Origin of the sequence: Limnohabitans sp. YIMB22184 (genome assembly GCF_048020265.1) — a bacterium.
Classification (GTDB): Bacteria; Pseudomonadota; Gammaproteobacteria; order Burkholderiales; family Burkholderiaceae_C; genus Limnohabitans_A.
This window is the reverse complement of record NZ_CP171843.1, coordinates 1,152,358-1,169,355: the sequence shown is the minus strand read 5'-3', so window position 1 is coordinate 1,169,355 and position 16,998 is coordinate 1,152,358. Positions and strand designations below refer to the sequence as shown.

General features: G+C 59.6%; 14 protein-coding genes and 5 tRNA genes. 5 read left to right on the top strand and 14 right to left on the bottom strand.

The window, feature by feature from the left end:
* The first annotated feature begins 45 nt into the window (after positions 1-45).
* Together ACHEXL_RS05550 and murI are read left to right on the top strand one after the other, a co-directional pair.
* Complete coding sequence (locus tag ACHEXL_RS05550) at positions 46-1,599, top strand: fumarate hydratase (RefSeq protein ID WP_416561017.1); 1,554 nt, start codon at positions 46-48, stop codon at positions 1,597-1,599.
* Positions 1,600-1,651: 52 nt separating this feature from the next.
* Positions 1,652-2,536, top strand: coding sequence for a glutamate racemase (gene murI, locus ACHEXL_RS05545; protein ID WP_416561016.1), 885 nt, complete (start codon positions 1,652-1,654; stop codon positions 2,534-2,536).
* A gap of 10 nt (positions 2,537-2,546) precedes the next feature.
* Here murI and ACHEXL_RS05540 read toward each other — a convergent pair whose 3' ends face one another.
* From ACHEXL_RS05540 to ACHEXL_RS05520, 5 genes are all read right to left on the bottom strand, one after another.
* Complete coding sequence (locus tag ACHEXL_RS05540) at positions 2,547-3,848, bottom strand: MFS transporter (protein WP_416561015.1); 1,302 nt, start codon at positions 3,846-3,848, stop codon at positions 2,547-2,549.
* A gap of 12 nt (positions 3,849-3,860) precedes the next feature.
* A complete protein-coding gene (locus ACHEXL_RS05535; protein ID WP_416561014.1) occupies positions 3,861-4,487 on the bottom strand; it encodes a DUF6806 family protein in 627 nt (208 codons plus the stop codon).
* An 18-nt stretch (positions 4,488-4,505) separates the two neighbouring features.
* Positions 4,506-4,598: transfer RNA gene (locus tag ACHEXL_RS05530), tRNA-Leu, on the bottom strand.
* 39 nt (positions 4,599-4,637) lie between these two features.
* Entirely contained in the window at positions 4,638-5,030 is a 393-nt protein-coding gene (locus tag ACHEXL_RS05525; RefSeq protein ID WP_416561013.1) for an MAPEG family protein, read from the bottom strand.
* Between the two features lie 95 nt (positions 5,031-5,125).
* Positions 5,126-5,296 carry a hypothetical protein gene (locus tag ACHEXL_RS05520; RefSeq protein ID WP_199220036.1) on the bottom strand — a complete coding sequence of 57 codons (171 nt, stop codon included), beginning with the start codon at positions 5,294-5,296 and terminating at the stop codon, positions 5,126-5,128.
* Between the two features lie 130 nt (positions 5,297-5,426).
* On the opposite strand from ACHEXL_RS05520, the gene ACHEXL_RS05515 reads away from it, so the two are divergent.
* The 3 genes from ACHEXL_RS05515 (at position 5,427) to ACHEXL_RS05505 (ending at position 7,115) form a co-directional block, all read left to right on the top strand.
* Positions 5,427-5,957, top strand: coding sequence for a hypothetical protein (locus ACHEXL_RS05515; protein WP_416561012.1), 531 nt, complete (start codon positions 5,427-5,429; stop codon positions 5,955-5,957).
* Complete coding sequence (locus tag ACHEXL_RS05510; protein WP_416561011.1) at positions 5,957-6,742, top strand: hypothetical protein; 786 nt, start codon at positions 5,957-5,959, stop codon at positions 6,740-6,742. Before ACHEXL_RS05515 ends, ACHEXL_RS05510 begins: the two co-directional genes overlap by 1 nt.
* Positions 6,743-6,836: 94 nt before the next feature.
* On the top strand, positions 6,837-7,115 hold the full coding sequence (locus ACHEXL_RS05505; RefSeq protein ID WP_416561010.1) for a cupin domain-containing protein: 279 nt from the start codon (positions 6,837-6,839) through the stop codon (positions 7,113-7,115).
* A 58-nt stretch (positions 7,116-7,173) separates the two neighbouring features.
* Here ACHEXL_RS05505 and ACHEXL_RS05500 read toward each other — a convergent pair.
* From ACHEXL_RS05500 to ACHEXL_RS05460, 9 genes are all read right to left on the bottom strand, one after another.
* Positions 7,174-7,247 (bottom strand) — tRNA-Cys (locus tag ACHEXL_RS05500).
* Between the two features lie 81 nt (positions 7,248-7,328).
* Positions 7,329-7,404: transfer RNA gene (locus ACHEXL_RS05495), tRNA-Gly, on the bottom strand.
* Positions 7,405-7,446: 42 nt separating this feature from the next.
* Positions 7,447-7,522, bottom strand: a tRNA-Gly gene (locus tag ACHEXL_RS05490).
* Between the two features lie 99 nt (positions 7,523-7,621).
* Complete coding sequence (lon, locus tag ACHEXL_RS05485; RefSeq protein WP_416561009.1) at positions 7,622-10,045, bottom strand: endopeptidase La; 2,424 nt, start codon at positions 10,043-10,045, stop codon at positions 7,622-7,624.
* 98 nt (positions 10,046-10,143) lie between these two features.
* The gene (gene clpX / locus ACHEXL_RS05480; protein WP_416561008.1) at positions 10,144-11,409 is read right to left on the bottom strand and encodes an ATP-dependent Clp protease ATP-binding subunit ClpX; all 1,266 of its coding nucleotides are present in this window, start codon (positions 11,407-11,409) and stop codon (positions 10,144-10,146) included.
* Positions 11,410-11,517: 108 nt separating this feature from the next.
* Complete coding sequence (clpP, locus tag ACHEXL_RS05475; RefSeq protein ID WP_416561007.1) at positions 11,518-12,126, bottom strand: ATP-dependent Clp endopeptidase proteolytic subunit ClpP; 609 nt, start codon at positions 12,124-12,126, stop codon at positions 11,518-11,520.
* Positions 12,127-12,258: 132 nt separating this feature from the next.
* Positions 12,259-13,572 (bottom strand): trigger factor, encoded by a 1,314-nt coding sequence (gene tig, locus ACHEXL_RS05470; protein WP_416561006.1) that lies wholly within the window; start codon positions 13,570-13,572, stop codon positions 12,259-12,261.
* A 64-nt stretch (positions 13,573-13,636) separates the two neighbouring features.
* Positions 13,637-13,723, bottom strand: a tRNA-Leu gene (locus ACHEXL_RS05465).
* 116 nt (positions 13,724-13,839) lie between these two features.
* Positions 13,840-16,995 (bottom strand): efflux RND transporter permease subunit, encoded by a 3,156-nt coding sequence (locus ACHEXL_RS05460; protein ID WP_416561005.1) that lies wholly within the window; start codon positions 16,993-16,995, stop codon positions 13,840-13,842.
* Between the last annotated feature and the right edge of the window lie 3 nt (positions 16,996-16,998).

The following is a 16,998-nucleotide window of genomic DNA, read 5'->3' as shown; positions in this document are numbered from 1 at the left end:
CAGCGGACAACACCTGGTTTTTGACTATCACGGGACTCCACCACCATGACCACACTGATCCAACAAAACGACCTGATCGAATCCGTCGCCGCCGCGCTGCAGTACATCAGCTACTACCACCCAGCCGACTACATCCAGCACTTGGCCCGGGCTTATGAGCGCGAGCAAAGCCCAGCCGCCAAAGACGCGATTGCGCAGATCCTGACCAACAGCAAGATGAGCGCCACCGGCCATCGCCCGATCTGCCAGGACACCGGCATCGTCAACGTGTTCCTCGAAGTCGGCATGGACGTGAAATTCGACGGCTTCACCGGCAGCCTGGAAGACGCGGTCAACGAAGGCGTGCGCCGCGGCTATAACCACCCCGACAACATGCTGCGTGCGTCGGTGGTCTCGGACCCGCACTTCAACCGCAAAAACACCAAGGACAACACGCCCGCCGTGATCTTCACCAAGATCGTGCCCGGCAACAAGGTGGACGTGACCGTGGCCGCCAAAGGCGGCGGCAGCGAAAACAAGTCCAAGATGATCATGCTCAACCCCGGTGACAGCATCGTCGACTGGGTGCTCAAAACCGTGCCCACCATGGGCGCGGGCTGGTGCCCGCCCGGCATGCTGGGCATCGGCATCGGCGGCACCGCCGAAAAAGCCGTGCTCATGGCCAAGGAAAGCCTGATGGACGACCTGGACATGTACCAGCTGCTCGAAAAATCCAGCAAAGGCGAAAAGCTCGACCCCGTCGAAGAGATGCGCCTGGAGCTGTACCACAAGGTCAACGCCCTGGGCATTGGCGCACAGGGCCTGGGCGGCTTGACCACCGTGCTGGACGTCAAGATCAAGATGTACCCCACCCACGCGGCTTCCAAGCCCGTGGCCATGATCCCCAACTGCGCCGCCACGCGCCACGCGCACTTTGTGCTCGATGGCTCCGGCCCCACGTACCTGGAAGCGCCTTCGCTGGACCTTTGGCCCAACGTGGGCTGGACGGCCGACACCGAAAAGAGCCAGCGTGTGGACCTCAACACACTGACACCCGAGCAAGTCGCCGCCTGGAAACCTGGCCAGACCTTGCTGCTCAACGGCAAGATGCTCACGGGCCGTGACGCCGCACACAAGCGCATCCAGGACATGCTGGCCAAGGGCGAACAACTGCCTGTGGACTTCACCAACCGCGTCATTTATTACGTTGGCCCGGTCGACCCCGTGGGCGACGAGGCCGTGGGCCCCGCGGGCCCGACCACCGCCACCCGCATGGACGGCTTCACCGAAATGATGCTGGCCCAGACCGGCCTGATCGCCATGATCGGCAAGGCAGAGCGCGGCCCGGTCGCCATCGAGGCCATCAAGAAGCACAAGAGCGCTTACCTGATGGCTGTGGGCGGTGCGGCGTATCTGGTGTCCAAAGCCATCAAGCACGCCAAGGTGGTCGGCTTTGCCGACATGGGCATGGAAGCCATCTACGAATTCGATGTGGTCGATATGCCCGTGACGGTGGCGGTCGATGCGGGGGGCACCAGTGCTCACATCACCGGCCCCGCCGAATGGCAAAAGCGCATCGCCACGGGTGAATTCAAAGGCATTGGCGTCAACGCAGGTTAATGAAGGTCCTTCATCGCCTTTTGCCCTGTCATCGCGAGGCACGAAGCGATCCATGGCTGACCGTGACATGGGGCCCCGCCCCATGAAGACCTGCATGCCCATCGGCGTGTTTGACAGCGGCATTGGCGGGCTGAGCGTGTTGCGTGCGCTGCAACATGAGCTGCCGCACGAACGCTTTGTCTACCTCGCCGACAACGCGCACGCGCCCTACGGCGAAAAAAGCGAAAACTTCATCCGCCAACGCAGCCACGCGATCACCGAGCATTTGCTGGCGCGGCACCACATCAAAGCGCTTGTGGTGGCGTGCAACACGGCGACAGCTGTGGCGATCCACGAGCTGCGCACCCAGCACCCAGCGCTGCCGTTGGTGGGGGTGGAGCCTGCCCTCAAACCAGCCCTGGCTTTGAGCCAAACCCGACACATTGGCGTGATGGCTACTCGGGGCACGGTGGCCAGCGACAAATTTGCCCGCCTTCTAGGCAGCGTCCAGAACGAGGCCCACTTTGCGGTGCAAGCCTGCAACGGCCTGGCCTTGGCCATCGAGCAAAGCACCCTGCCCGACCAGGCAGAGGTCGCGCAGGAGCAAATCACCCAACTGCTCAAGACCTACACCCAGGCCATGGGCCACTTTGGCTCAGCGCCCGACGACATCGACACCCTGGTGCTTGGCTGCACCCACTATGTGTTTGTCGAAAACACCTTGCGTCAGCTACTGGGGCCAAAGGTGCAGCTGGTGTCTACAGGTGAGCCGGTGGCCCGGCAAACCCGGCGCTTGCTGGCCGCTGCAGGCCTGCTCAGCCAGGGCCCTATCGCCCCAGCCCAAAGCATTCGCTTGTTGACAACGGGCGACTTGAGGGGCCTGCGAGCCGCGGCCAAACGCTGGCTGGAGTTGCCGCCGGATGTGTGCCAAAGCGTGCCCGCGTCGCTGCAAGCCTGAACTCGCAGGTTCAGACCTGAGCTTGTGCCGCCAGCCGTCCGCGCTCCACATCCACTGGCATCAGCAGCACCAGGCCCAGCACAAACAGCAGCGAGGTGGAACCGATGGCCAGGCGCTGGTTGCCGTCGCTCAACCAGGTGATCAGGCCGTAGGTCAATGGCCCCAAAATACTGGCCAAGCGAATGGCGAATGTCCAAAGGCCAAAGAACTCACCCAAACGCTGCGGCGGCACCATCAAGCCGGCCATGGCCCGGCCCGACGACTGGCTCGAGCCCATGCAAAAACCGGCAATCGCCGCTGCCCACCAGAACATGGCCTTGTCGGTTGAAAAGGCTGCGATGAAACAAGTCAACACCCAGCCCACCAAGGTCAGCGCCAAAGTGAGCTTGTGGCCCATGCGGTCTTGCACGTGACCGAGTAACAAGGCCCCAGCAAAAGCCGCCAGGTTCAGCACAAAAATCAACACCATGGTTTCCTGGGGCTGAAAGCCGATGACCTGCTCGGCATAAATAGCCGCCAGCGTGATCGCCACGGCCACCCCGCCTTGGTAGGCCACCGCACATGCGAGCAAACGGGTGAAGTCGCGGTAAGGCTTGGCCTCGCGCAACGTCTGGCGCAGACGGCGCAGGCTTTGCAGCATCGTCACCACCGGGGCGTTCGGCTGGGCCGGCGAGTGTTCGCGCAACAGAGCGAAAGTTACCAGGGCCGCCGCGCCGTAAACGGCCGCGGTGATCAACATGGTCACGGGCACAAACTGGCCGCCTGTCTCACCCCGGGCCTGCGCGGCCAACACATACGCCAGGCACACCCCCAGCGTGAGCATGCCGCCGATGTAACCCAAAGACCAGCCCCAACCGCTCACCCGGCCCATGGCCTCAGGCCTGGCCAATTCAGGCAAGAAGGAAGCCGTGAGCGACTCGCCATACGAAAAAAAGGTGTTGGACAGCACCAGGATGAACAAGCCCAGCGCCACCTGGCCCGGGCCCACCAGCGCCAAAGCCGCCGTGCTCAGCACGCAGCCTGCCGTAACCCACATCAGCAGGCGTTTTTTGCCGGCAACCCGATCGGCCCAAGCGCCCAAGCCGGGCATGGTCAGCATCACGACAAAATAAGACAGGCTCAAGCCCGATGTCCAGGCCAGCGTGGCCCAGTCGGCCCCGTCGGCCACACCGCCTACAAAGTAAGCGGCAAACACGGCCGTGATGACCACAGTGGAGTAGCCCGAATTGGCGAAGTCGTACATGGCCCAACCCAAGACCTCGCGCAAGCGCACGCCCGGGTTGAGTGCAGAACGAAGGCCTTCGGCATTCATGCTGCTAGCCGATCAGTGCAAATGGCGTGGGCGGCGTCCACCACCGCCGTGACCGCTGCTGCCGCCCGGGCCACGCGGCGGTTTGCCGATGTCCAGCGAGCTGACCAAGCTGTCAAAGCGTTGGCTAAAGAGCTTATCGATTTCAGACACCACGCCGGACAACTCAGCCCCATCAAAATGGCGCTCCATCATGTTGACCACGTCGTGCACCAGCAAATCGCGTTGGGCCTGCATGATGGCGCCGGGATCGGGCCCCACAAACAGCATCACAAAATCGTCACGCGACTCGGACCCGCTGGCCTCGTCCTCTTCATCGAACTCGGTGTCGTAAAAGGTCACCTCGATCTGAGTGCCAGAGGCGGACAACTCATTGAGGTTCATGCACAAGTCGTCCATCACCATGCGAAAGTCATCGTCGCCACGCACGGTCCAGCACATGTTCAGACGCTGGGCGCTGGCATCAAAACGGATACCTGGCTCTTCTTCATACAGGCTGACAGCCCCCTCACTCAGCGTGCGAGCCCCGGCGTAGCGCCAAAGGGGCTTGAGCGCCTCTTGGATCGCCTGGATGTCGGTGCCGGGTTTGATCGGCACATCACCATGCACGTGAATCTCAAGCGGTGCGTTGTCGTGGTTCATGATGATGTCTTCCTGAAATGGTGCCCCGGGCCGGAATCGAACCGGCACGCCCGTTATTCACGAAGCAACGGATTTTAAGTCCGGTGTGTCTACCAGTTTCACCACCGGGGCAGAACGCTTATTGTGCCTTGATAACGCGGTGTTTCTGTTTCAATTGACCTGCAAATTCAGCATCGCCAACGCAAACAGCGCCACGACTACAAGGTAGCCGGCCGACCAGACCATGGTGCGCCATTTGGCCCTGTCGGTGACATAGCAAAACACATACGCCAAACGCGCAACAATGAAAACCAGGGCCAGCGAATCGACCGTGTGCGGGTCGACCCCCGTGAGCAATGCCAAGATGACGCCCACGGCAAAAAATGGGAACGCCTCGAAGCAGTTGGCTTGCGCCGCATTGGCCCGAGCTCTGAAACCTGTTTGGCGGGACAACCAGGCTCGGGGGTCGCTGTTGTCATAGCCCTTGAAGCCCGATTTGGCAATGCCAGCACACACCACCGGCATGATGCCCGCCACTAAAACGGCGCCATAAGAAATCAACATTCAGCTCTCCTGGATACCGTAAAAAATCGAAAAAAAAGCCACTGAGGCCATCAGTGGCTAGGCACTGGCCCGGCAAAGCGCCGGGCGCACCGGGTTCAACCGCCCTTTTTGGAGCGCTTGCCGGGGTTTTTCTTGCTGCGTGTAGCAACGCCGCGCTCCAGGCTCACGCGCTGGCCACGACCACCCGTACGCAGGGTGACGCCAGGCAATGTGGGCAGTGGAGGGGTGAATTTACGATCTGCTTCTGTGACGATTTTGTTGCCCATCTGTGGCTCCGGATAAAAAATACAAAACGATATTAAGCCACAAGAATGGGCCTTTTTAGCTCCTACCCTGCTTTCAAGTGGTCACTGTAGAAGCCGACTGGGTCGTTTCAACTGGCGATAAACTGCCCACATGGACTTCACCACCCTCTTGATCGTGGCTTATTTCGCCTTGCTGGCGATCAACTTGCGCAAGCGCTGGGGGGTCATCGACGGACCTTGGCTGTTCTTCTTTCGCGCCTTTTTCCCCAACTGGAAGTTCTACCACGGCATCAGCCCGGCTCCGCGCTTGTATGTTCGCGCTCAGTCCGTGTCTGGCGGCTGGAGCGTCTGGCGACTGGTTTACCCCCGCCTGCCCAGACAAGCCTGGCACCTGTTCCACAATCCGGCCGTCAATTTGGCCTTGACACACCAAAACCTGGTGGACCACCTGGCCAACGACATCAACGATTTGCCAGAAGGTGCCGATATCCGCGACCGCGTCACCTACCAACTGGTCAGTCAGCTCGCCCGACAGGCCGTCGAGGGCGGCTCCCGGAACGATCAAGCCGTGATGGCGCAACTTACCATCGGCAAGTTGTCAGCCTATCAGTTCGAGATCCGCATGGAGTTGCCCGGAAGCAACCGCAGTGATCTCATGCTGCAATCTCCGGTGCTGCGTTGATGGAACTGACACTGGCCGTCCGCATTTTTGAAGTGCTGCTGGGCCTCAGCCTGGTGCTGCAAACCCTGGAATACCTGCGACTGCCCTCGCTGGACCGGGTGACCGATTGGTCCGTCCTGGCGCAAGAGATTCCAACTCAACCCGCATGGCTCAAATCAAGCCTTACCCTACTCCTGCAGCCCAGACCTTACCGAACCATGCTGTGCTTGCGGCTGGTTTTATCCATGGCTTTGATGCTGGGCCTGCTGGGTCTGGCAGGCGCTGCGCTGCTTTTTTTGATGGCTGTACTGCTGCTTTTGCGCTGGCGTGGTGCCTTCAATGGTGGCAGCGACTTCATGACTCTGGTTGGCCTGTCTGGCTTGCTCCTCGCCCACATGGTGGGTGCAATCGCAGATGTCTCCTTGGGTTGGCTAGCCGGGTTTTGGTACATCAGCTTGCAGACCGTCAGCTCTTATTTTGTGTCTGGCTGGGTAAAACTGTTACGCCCGGAATGGCGCTCTGGGCAGGCCTTGACACTGTTCCTGGACTCAGGCGTGTATGGCCCGCTGCCAGACAACAGCATTTTCCGAAACCCCAAAGTCGCACGGCTATGCGCTTGGTCCTTCACCCTCTGGGAGGGCTGCTTTCCCCTCGCCCTGCTCAATGTCCGCGCAGCACTGGTGCTGTGTGCGGCGGCCTCACTTTTTCACTTTTTGGTGTTCTGGTTTTTCGGCCTCAACCGTTTTTTCTGGGCATGGCTCAGCAGCTTTCCGGCCATCGTCTACTGCGCTGGCAAAGTTTGGTGAAACGCTCAACAGCCTGGCCGGGTAATGACAGCTAGGCGACTGCATGGCTGGACATGGCTGCTTAAGATCGGGTTTTCATAAGCGAGGTGAACCCATGAACTCTCCCACACTGACATCGTTCACAGCCCAATCCTTGGAGGAAGGCTTCGACGAAATCATCGTCCGCGAGTGGGATGCCAACCTCAACCTTGACACCCACACCCACCCTTTCGATGTCAGCGCCTATGTGGTGCGTGGCGAATACTGGCTCACAGTGGGTGAAGAAGTCAAACACCTGAAGGCGGGCGACTTCTTCCGGCTGGCGCGAGACGTAGCCCACGCCGAGCTGTACGGCCCAGAAGGCGCGACTGTGTGGGTGGCTCGCGCCAACTGAAAAGCTCACGACATATAAAAAATGCCTCAGTAGCATGAACCACTGAGGCATTTTTGTTTGGAGGCGCGACCCAGAGTCGAACTGGGCTAGACGGATTTGCAATCCGTTGCATAACCGCTTTGCTATCGCGCCAAAATCCTTATCACGGTGACAAAAATGGGAAGCTGGTGCTTCCCATTGGTCTGAAAGATGTTGGTACTTCTTTCATATGTCTGGAGCGGGAAACGAGGCTCGAACTCGCGACCTCAACCTTGGCAAGGTTGCGCTCTACCAACTGAGCTATTCCCGCAAATCAAAAATTTTGAAAGACGTTGGTACTTCTTTCGGTATGTGGAGCGGGAAACGAGGCTCGAACTCGCGACCTCAACCTTGGCAAGGTTGCGCTCTACCAACTGAGCTATTCCCGCGTATTTCAGAAAACTTGGCATTGTATGCCTCGTTCGCTGGAATGGTCAAATTGTAATGCAATTTCAGGCTGACTTTGGCGCCAGCCTGAAAATTTTGCATCAATGTTTCACGGCTTCGGTTTTGACCGTGGCCGTCACAGCCGGCAAGGCTGCAGCCGCCACCTCTTCGTCGCTCAACGGCGTGGGTTTGGCTTCCAAGGCCACTTCCAGAACCTGGTCGATCCACTTGACGGGCACGATTTCCAGACCGTTTTTGACATTGCCGGGAATGTCCTGCAGGTCCTTCACGTTGTCCTCGGGGATCAAAACGGTCTTGATGCCCCCTCGCAAAGCAGCCAACAGCTTTTCCTTGAGCCCCCCAATGGCCGTGACCTCACCACGCAGGGTGATCTCGCCGGTCATCGCCACATCGGCACGCACCGGAATACCCGTCATGGCCGAGACCATGGCCGTGGTCATGGCGGCACCGGCACTGGGACCGTCTTTGGGGGTCGCGCCATCGGGCACGTGGATGTGCAGATCTTTCTTCTCAAAGACTTCGTCCTTGATGCCCAAAAGACGCGAACGGCTGCGCACAACGGTGCGCGCGGCTTCGACAGACTCTTTCATCACATCGCCCAGCGAACCGGTGCGGGTGATGACGCCCTTACCGGGCATCAAGGCGGCTTCGATGGTCAGCAGATCGCCGCCCACCTCGGTCCAGGCCAAACCGACCACCTGGCCAATCTGGTTCTTTTGCTCGGCACGGCCATAGGTGTATTTGCGCACACCCAAAAAGTCGTTGAGGTTGTCGGCATTGACCACCACCTGGGGCTTCATTTGCTTGAGCAGCAAGGCCTTGACGACCTTGCGACAAATCTTGCCCAACTCGCGCTCGAGCGAGCGCACACCGGCCTCTCGTGTGTAATAGCGCACCACGTCGCGCACCGCATCTTCCGTGACCTGCAGCTCGGATTCTTTGACGCCGTTGTTGCTCATTTGCTTGGGCAACAAGTACTTCATGGCGATGCTGGTCTTTTCGTCTTCGGTGTAGCCAGACAAACGGATCACTTCCATACGGTCCAGCAGGGCCGAAGGGATGTTCATCGAGTTGGAGGTGGCCACGAACATCACATCGCTCAGGTCGAAATCGACCTCGACGTAATGGTCACCAAAGGTGTGGTTTTGCTCAGGGTCCAGCACCTCCAGCAACGCGCTGGACGGGTCACCCCGGAAGTCCGTGCCCAGTTTGTCGATCTCGTCCAGCAAGAACAGGGGGTTCTTGGTGCCGACTTTGTTCAGGTTTTGCAGCACCTTGCCGGGCAAAGCCCCAATGTAAGTGCGGCGGTGGCCGCGAATTTCGGCCTCGTCGCGCATGCCGCCGAGCGCCATGCGCACGTATTTGCGACCCGTGGCCTTGGCAATCGACTGGCCCAGCGAGGTCTTGCCCACGCCAGGTGGCCCGACCAAGCACAGAATCGGTGCCTTGACCTTGTCCACACGTTGCTGGACCGCGAGGTATTCGAGGATGCGGTCCTTGACCTTGTCGAGACCGAAGTGGTCCTGGTTCAGCACGTCCTCGGCATTGCCCAGGTCGTGTTTGAGTTTGGTTTTCTTGCCCCAGGGCAATCCAGTGAGCACGTCGAGGTAGTTGCGCACCACCGACGCTTCGGCCGACATGGGCGACATGAGCTTGAGCTTTTTCAACTCGCCCTCGGCCTTTTTGCGGGCCTCGGCTGACATCTTGGCGGACTTGATCTTCTTCTCGATTTCCTCGATGTCCGCACCCTCTTCCCCTTCGCCCAGTTCTTTCTGAATGGCTTTGACCTGTTCGTTCAGGTAAAAGTCACGCTGGTTTTTTTCCATCTGGCGCTTGACGCGACCGCGGATGCGCTTGTCCACATTCAGGATGTCGACTTCGTGCTCCAACTGGGCAAACAAGTTCTCCAGACGGGCCTTGATATTGGACAGGTCCAGCACTTGCTGCTTGTTCTCCAGTTTCAAGGGCAGGTGTGCGGCGATGGTATCGGCCAGGCGACCGGCATCGTCAATGCTGGAAATCGAGGTGAGGATTTCCGGCGGAATCTTCTTGTTGAGCTTGACGTACTGGTCAAACTGCTGCATCACGGCCCGGCGCAAAGCTTCGATATCGCTGCTGGCATCGGACTGCTCGGCCGCAGGCTCCACCGGGGTGACCGTGGCCACGAAGTGGGCCTCGCCATCCACAATGGACAACACCTGCGCACGCTGCTGGCCCTCGACCAGGACTTTGACCGTGCCATCGGGCAACTTGAGCATCTGCAAGATGGTCGAGACGCAGCCCACATCGAACATGTCGTCGATGGCGGGCTCGTCCTTGGCGGCGGTTTTTTGAGCCACCAACATGATGCGGCGCTCGGCGGCCATGGCCGACTCCAAGGCCTTGATGCTCTTGGGGCGCCCCACAAACAGTGGGATCACCATGTGAGGGAACACCACAACATCGCGCAGTGGCAACATGGGCAATTCAATCGGGGCGGATGGCAAAGGTGTGTGTCCAGACATGGTGTGTCCCTCAGGTCAATTCAAAGCACATGGATGCGGTAACCGCGATTTCAACCCACAGACGCGAAGGGGTATTCATGGCGGTGGGCACCAGTGGTTCAGGCCTGCTTGGCCGACTCGCGGTAAACCAGCAGTGGCGGCTTGTTGTCATCGATGACGGACTCGTCCACCACCACTTTTTCGACATTCGCCTGGTTGGGCAATTCAAACATGGTGTCGATCAGCGCCTGCTCCATGATGGAGCGCAAACCACGTGCACCGGTCTTGCGGGCCAATGCTTTGCGGGCCATGGCCGTCAGTGCGTTCGGGCGCACTTCGAGCTCGACGCCTTCCATGGCCAGCAGTTTCGTGAACTGTTTGACCACCGCATTTTTGGGCTCGGTGAGGATCTGCACCAAAGCCTCTTCGGTCAGCTCGGCCAAAGTGGCAATCACCGGCAAACGCCCCACCAGCTCGGGAATCAGGCCAAACTTGATCAGGTCTTCAGGCTCGACTTCGTTGAAAACATCGGTCAGCGAGCGCTGCTTCTTGCTCTTGACGGTGGCGCCAAAACCAATGCCGCCCGATTCGGTGCGGTTTTCAATGACTTTTTCCAGGCCAGCAAATGCGCCGCCACAAATGAACAGGATGTTGGTCGTGTCAATCTGCAAAAAGTCCTGATTGGGGTGTTTGCGTCCGCCTTGCGGGGGCACGCTGGCCATGGTGCCTTCGACAAGCTTGAGCAAGGCCTGTTGCACGCCCTCGCCCGACACGTCGCGTGTGATCGAGGGGTTGTCGGACTTGCGGGTGATCTTGTCGATCTCGTCGATGTAAACAATACCGCGCTGAGCACGTTCGACGTCGTAATTGCAGGTCTGCAGCAGCTTGGCCACGATGTTTTCCACGTCCTCGCCCACATAACCGGCTTCGGTCAGCGTGGTGGCATCGGCCATGACGAACGGCACGTCCAGCATGCGGGCCATGGTCTGCGCGAGCAAGGTCTTGCCCGAACCCGTGGGGCCGATCAGCAAAATATTGCTCTTGGCCAGCTCGACGTCGTCTTTTTTGGCACCTTCTTTGTGCTTGAGGCGTTTGTAATGGTTGTACACCGCCACAGCGAGACTGCGCTTGGCTTTTTCTTGCCCGATCACGTAATTGTCGAGGTTGGTCTTGATGTCCAGCGGGGTGGGCAAACCCTCTTTGGCGCCTTCGGTCACCGTGGTGGTGGCCAATTCATCGCGCACGATGTCGTTGCACAAATCAATGCATTCGTCGCAAATGAACACCGACGGACCTGCGATCAACTTCTTGACCTCGTGCTGGCTCTTGCCGCAAAAGGAGCAGAACAGGTTTTTCTCAGTGGTCGAGCCTTTTTTATCGGCCATAAATGTCGCCTTGGTATCCGTGATTGGTCAATGATAACGAAAGAAAAACGGCGTTCACCCTTTGGGGGTCAACGCCGTCAGCCAGGGTGCCGGAAAGCCCGGCCACCCTCAAGCGCGTTTGGAAATGACTTCGTCAATCAAGCCGTAGTCTTTGGACTCGGTGGCCGACAAGTAATAGTCGCGCTCGGTGTCGAGTTCGATCTTCTCGAGCGGCTGACCCGTGTTCTCGGACAGGATGCGGTTGAGGTGCGCACGCGTCTTGACGATCTCGCGGGCAGCGATTTCGATTTCGGTGGCCTGGCCCCGCGCACCGCCCAAAGGCTGGTGGATCATGATCTTGGAGTTGGGCAGCGAAAAACGCTTGCCCTTGGCCCCCGAAGACAAGAGGAATGCGCCCATGCTGGCGGCCATACCGTTGCACAGCGTGGACACATCGGGCTTGATGAAGCTCATGGTGTCGTAAATCGCCATGCCAGCGCTCACCGAGCCGCCGGGCGAGTTGATGTACAACGAGATGTCCTTTTCGGGGTTTTCACTCTCCAAAAACAGCAACTGGGCGACGATCAGGTTGGCCATGTGGTCATTGACCTCACCCACCAAAAAGATCACGCGCTCCTTGAGCAAGCGCGAATAAATGTCGTAAGCCCGCTCGCCACGGCCCGACTGCTCGACGACCATGGGGACCATGCCCAAATTTGTGATGTCCAGTGCGCTCATCTTTTCTCCAGAAATTTCATGGATGACTTTAACCGGGTTTTCAAGCCCACCAATGAGATGGGGCTTGTCAGCCGAACTGCAAGCCCGGCACAAGCCCCATACTCAAGGGATTTCAAGGATTCAAATGACCGATCAGGCCTGCTGACCCATCAACTCTTCGAAAGAAATGGCTTTCTCGACCACTTTGGCCTGGGCCAGGACGAAATCGGACACATTGCTCTCGATGACCACGGCTTCGACTTCGGCCATGCGCTGGTTGTCGCTGTTGTACCAACGCACCACGTCATCGGGACGCTCGTAGCTGGAGGCCAGTTCCTGGATGTGGGCCTGGATCTGCTCTGGCTTGGCGTGCAAGGTGTTGCCGCGCACGACTTCAGCCACCACCAAGCCCAGGCGCACGCGCTGCTCAGCTTGGGGGCGGAAGATGTCATCAGGGATCGGGGCCTTGTCGGCGTCTTTGATGCCGCGCTGCTTCAGATCGGCACGGGCACCCTCTTTCAGGCGCTCGATTTCGTTTTGCACGATGGCCTGTGGCAGGTCCAGCTCGGCCTTGGCGACCAAAGCGTCCATGGCGGCTTGCTTGTTGCGGGCCAGCAAACGGAATTTCACTTCACGCTCGAGGTTCTTGCGGATGTCGGCGCGCAGGCCTTCCACAGTCGCATCGGCGATGCCCAGGGACTTGGCCAGGGCTTCGTTGACTTCAGGCAGGTTGGCGGCTTCGATTTTCTTGACGGTGACCAGGAAGTCGGCGGTTTTGCCGGCCACGTCTTGGCCGTGGTAGTCGGCAGGGAAAGCCAAGGGGAAGGTCTTGCTTTCGCCGGACTTCATGCCGCGCACGGCGTCTTCAAATTCCTTGAGCATCTGCCCGTCGCCCAAAATGAACTGGAAGTCTTCGGCTTTGCCGCCAGCAAACACTTCACCGTCGATCTTGCCTTCGAAGTCGATGGTGGCGCGGTCGCCGTCTTGGGCAGCGGCGTCTTGGGCGCGCTGGGCAAAGGTGCGGCGCTGCTTGCGCAGGATGTCGATGGTCTTGTCAATCGCGGCTTCCGACACTTCTGCCGTCAGTTTTTCCACTTCGGTGTCGGCCAGATTACCCAGCTTGACTTCAGGGTAAACCTCAAAAATGGCTTCAAAGTTCAGCTCGCCTTCTGGCGCGCCTTCTTTTTCGGAGATACGTGGCTGGCCGGCGACGCGCACCTGGGCTTCGTTGGCGGCTTTGCTAAAAGCCTCGCCTACTTTGTCGTTCAACACTTCATACTGAACCGAGTAACCATAGCGCTGAGCGACCACATTCATGGGCACCTTGCCCGGACGGAAACCGTCCATCTTGACGGTGCGGGCCATTTTCTTCAGGCGTACATCCACTTCAGACTGAATGGCCGTCACGGGCACAGTCAGGGTGATCTTGCGTTCCAGCTTTTCCAGGGTTTCAACAGTCACAGTCATCGTCGTTCTCGGTTAATTGAATGTCTCTCAGGCCACAGGATTGCCCCCTTGGCCACAAGTCGGTTGGTGCGCGGGGCGGGACTCGAACCCGCACAGTGTTGCCACCGTCAGGACCTAAACCTGGTGCGTCTACCAATTTCGCCACCCGCGCAGGTCCAAACAAAAAGGGCGTCAGGCTTGTCGCTGGGCATGAAAGCCACCTGACGCACCTGACCGCCCGCTTGAAATCGGTCAACTTTCTATTTTAGCCGCTTCAATTGGCCAAATTCAGGCACGGGCTTGATTTGGGCGCTCAATTCTGAACCAGGCAGCGTACATGGCCGGCAGCGCCAGCAAAGTGAGCGCCGTGGCCACGATCAGACCGCCCATGATGGCCACCGCCATCGGCCCCCAGAAAATGCTGCGCGACAGCGGGATCATGGCCAGCACCGCCGCAGCCGCCGTGAGCACGATGGGACGCAAACGCCGCACGGCCGACTCCACAATGGCCTGCCAGGGCACCACGCCCGCCGCCCGGTCCTGCTCGATTTGGTCGATCAGAATCACCGAGTTGCGCTGGATCATGCCCATGAGCGCAATCACACCGAGCAGTGCCACAAAGCCAAAGGGCCGATCCAACACGAGTAATGCGCCTGCCACACCCGCCATGCCCAACGGGCCGGTCAAGAACACCAGCATCGCGCGGCTGAAGCTTTGCAGCTGCAGCATCAGCAAGGTGAAGGTGATGAACAGCATGACCGGTACACCTGCCGCGATCGAGGCCGAGCCTTTGGAACTTTCCTCCACAGCGCCCGCCACCTCGATGCGGTAGCCGCCCAAGCCTTGGCCCTGCCAGCTGGCCTCGGTCTTTTTCAGTTCTGGCAGCAACTGAGCCGTCACTGTGGCCCCCTGCAAACCTTCGGCGATGTCGGACTGCACCGTGATGGCGAACTGCCGCCCCTCGCGCCACATCACCCCAGGCTCCCAGGCAAACACCGGGGTGGCGATCTGCAGCAGCGGAATCGACTTGCCCGAGGCCGTGGGCACATAGGCCTGAGACAGATCCGACAAGGCGTCGCGCTCGGCCAGTGGCTGGCGAAGCAAGATGTCAATCAGTTTGTCGCCATCGCGGTATTGGCCCACGGTGGAGCCACTGAGCAAGGTGCGCGAAGCCTGCGCAATCGACTGGCTGGTCACGCCCAAGGCGCGTGCCTTGGCTTGGTCGACTTCGAGCCGCACCGACTTGACCGACTCGTTCCAGTTGTCGTTCACACCGCGCGTGTTGGCGTTTTGGCGCATTTGTACCTTGATCTCGTCGGCCTTCACGCGCAGGACCTTGGGCTCCGGCCCGACCACGCGAAACTGCACCGGGTAAGGCACAGGCGGGCCATTAGGCAGCAATTTCACACGCCCGCGCACTTCGGGAAACTCTTGAGCCAGCAAGGTAGGCAGCTTGGCCCGCAGCACTTCACGGATTTTCAGGTCATGGGGCAAGACGATCAGCTGCGACACATTGGTCTGTGGAAAGACCTGATCCAGTGGTAAATAAAAGCGCGGCACGCCCGAGCCCACCCAGGCCGTGACCGACTTCACGCCGTCTTCTTGGGCCAAACGTTGCTCCACCCGTTTGGCGATGTCTTCGCTGGCCTTGAAGGGCGAGCCCTCGGGCAGCCACAAGTCGACCATGATTTCAGGACGCGAGGAATCAGGGAAGAACTGCTGCTGCACCTTGCCCATGCCCACAATGCCCATCACGAACAAGAACACGGTGATGCCAATCGTCTTCCAGCGGTGCGTGACGCACCAGGTCACCCAGGTGCGAAAGTGCCGGTAAAACGGCGTGTCAAACATCTCTGCCGAATCCAGGTGCTCTGCCGACACCGCATGTGCTGGCGGTTTGAGCAACCACGCCCCCAGGTAGGGCACGAAATAAACCGAAGCCACCCAGCTGACCAAGAGCGCCACCACCGTGACCGCAAAAATCGCAAAGGTGTATTCACCGGTCATCGACTTGGCCATGCCGATGGGCAAAAAGCCTGCTGCCGTGATCAATGTGCCCGTGAGCATGGGCATGGCGGTGAGTTCATAGGCAAAGGTGGCGGCACGCACCTTGTCGTAGCCCTCCTCCATCTTGCGCACCATCATCTCCACCGCGATGATGGCGTCGTCCACCAGCAAACCCAGGGCAATGATGAGCGAGCCCAGCGAGATTTTGTGCAGGCCGATGCCAAAGTAATGCATGGCCAAAAAGGTGACCGCCAACACCAGCGGGATGGTGATGCCCACCACCAGGCCGGGCCGGATGTCCAGCGTCCAGCGCCGCCACAAAGGGTGGTGGCCGGGCCGCTTGTGCAGGCCCAGCGCCAAAAAGCTCACCGCCAACACAATCACCACCGCCTCGATCAGCACCTTGATGAACTCGTTGACCGAGTTGGACACGGCGCTGGGCTGGTCCTGCACCTGCGTCAGATTCATGCCCGCAGGCAAATTGGCCTGTGCAGCAGCCACCGCACCCCTCAAGGATTTGCCCAGGGCGATGATGTCGCCGCCCTTGGCCATGGACACGCCTAGCGCAATCACTTCCTGGCTGTCGTGGCGCACCTTGACCGAGGGCGGGTCCATGTAGCCGCGCGTCACGGTGGCGATGTCGGACAAACGGATTTGCGCACCTGAAGCGCCGCGAATCGGCATGGCTTGCAAGTCGGCCAGGCTCTGGAACTGTCCACCCACACGCACCTGCACCACATCGGCGGGCGACTGCAAACTGCCCGCCGACTCGACCGCATTTTGCTGGTTCAGCTGGGCCAGCACCGCGCCCATGTCCAGGCCCATTTGCGCCAGCTTCTTTTGCGACACCTCGACGAAGACCTTTTCGTCCTGGGCACCAAACAGCTCCACTTTGGCCACATCGGGCACGCGCAGCAAATCCTGCCGCAGGTTGTCGGCCTGGGTCTTGAGCTCGGCCGCCGTGAAACCCTGACCGCTTAAAGCGTAAATGACGCCGTAAACATCGCCAAATTCATCGTTGAAAAACGGGCCCACCACGCCCTGCGGCAAGCTGCTGCGCATGTCGCCGATCTTTTTGCGCACTGTGTACCAAACCTGGGGCACATCGCCGGGTTTGGAGTTGTCCTTGATCTGGAAAATGATCTGCGCTTCACCCGGCTTGGAATAGCTGCGGATCTTGTCGGCAAACGGCACCTCTTGCAGCGTGCGCTCGATCTTGTCGGTCACCTGCTCGGCCACTTGCTCGGCGGTGGCACCGGGCCAATACGCCCGCACCACCATGGCGCGGAAAGTGAAGGGTGGGTCTTCGTCCTGCCCCAACTGAAAGTAAGACGCCATGCCCAAAAGCATGAGCACCACCATCAGGTAGCGGGTCAGGGCCGGGTGCTCCAGCGCCCAGCGCGAGAGGTTGAATCGGGTGTTGTCGGTGCTGCTCATGCG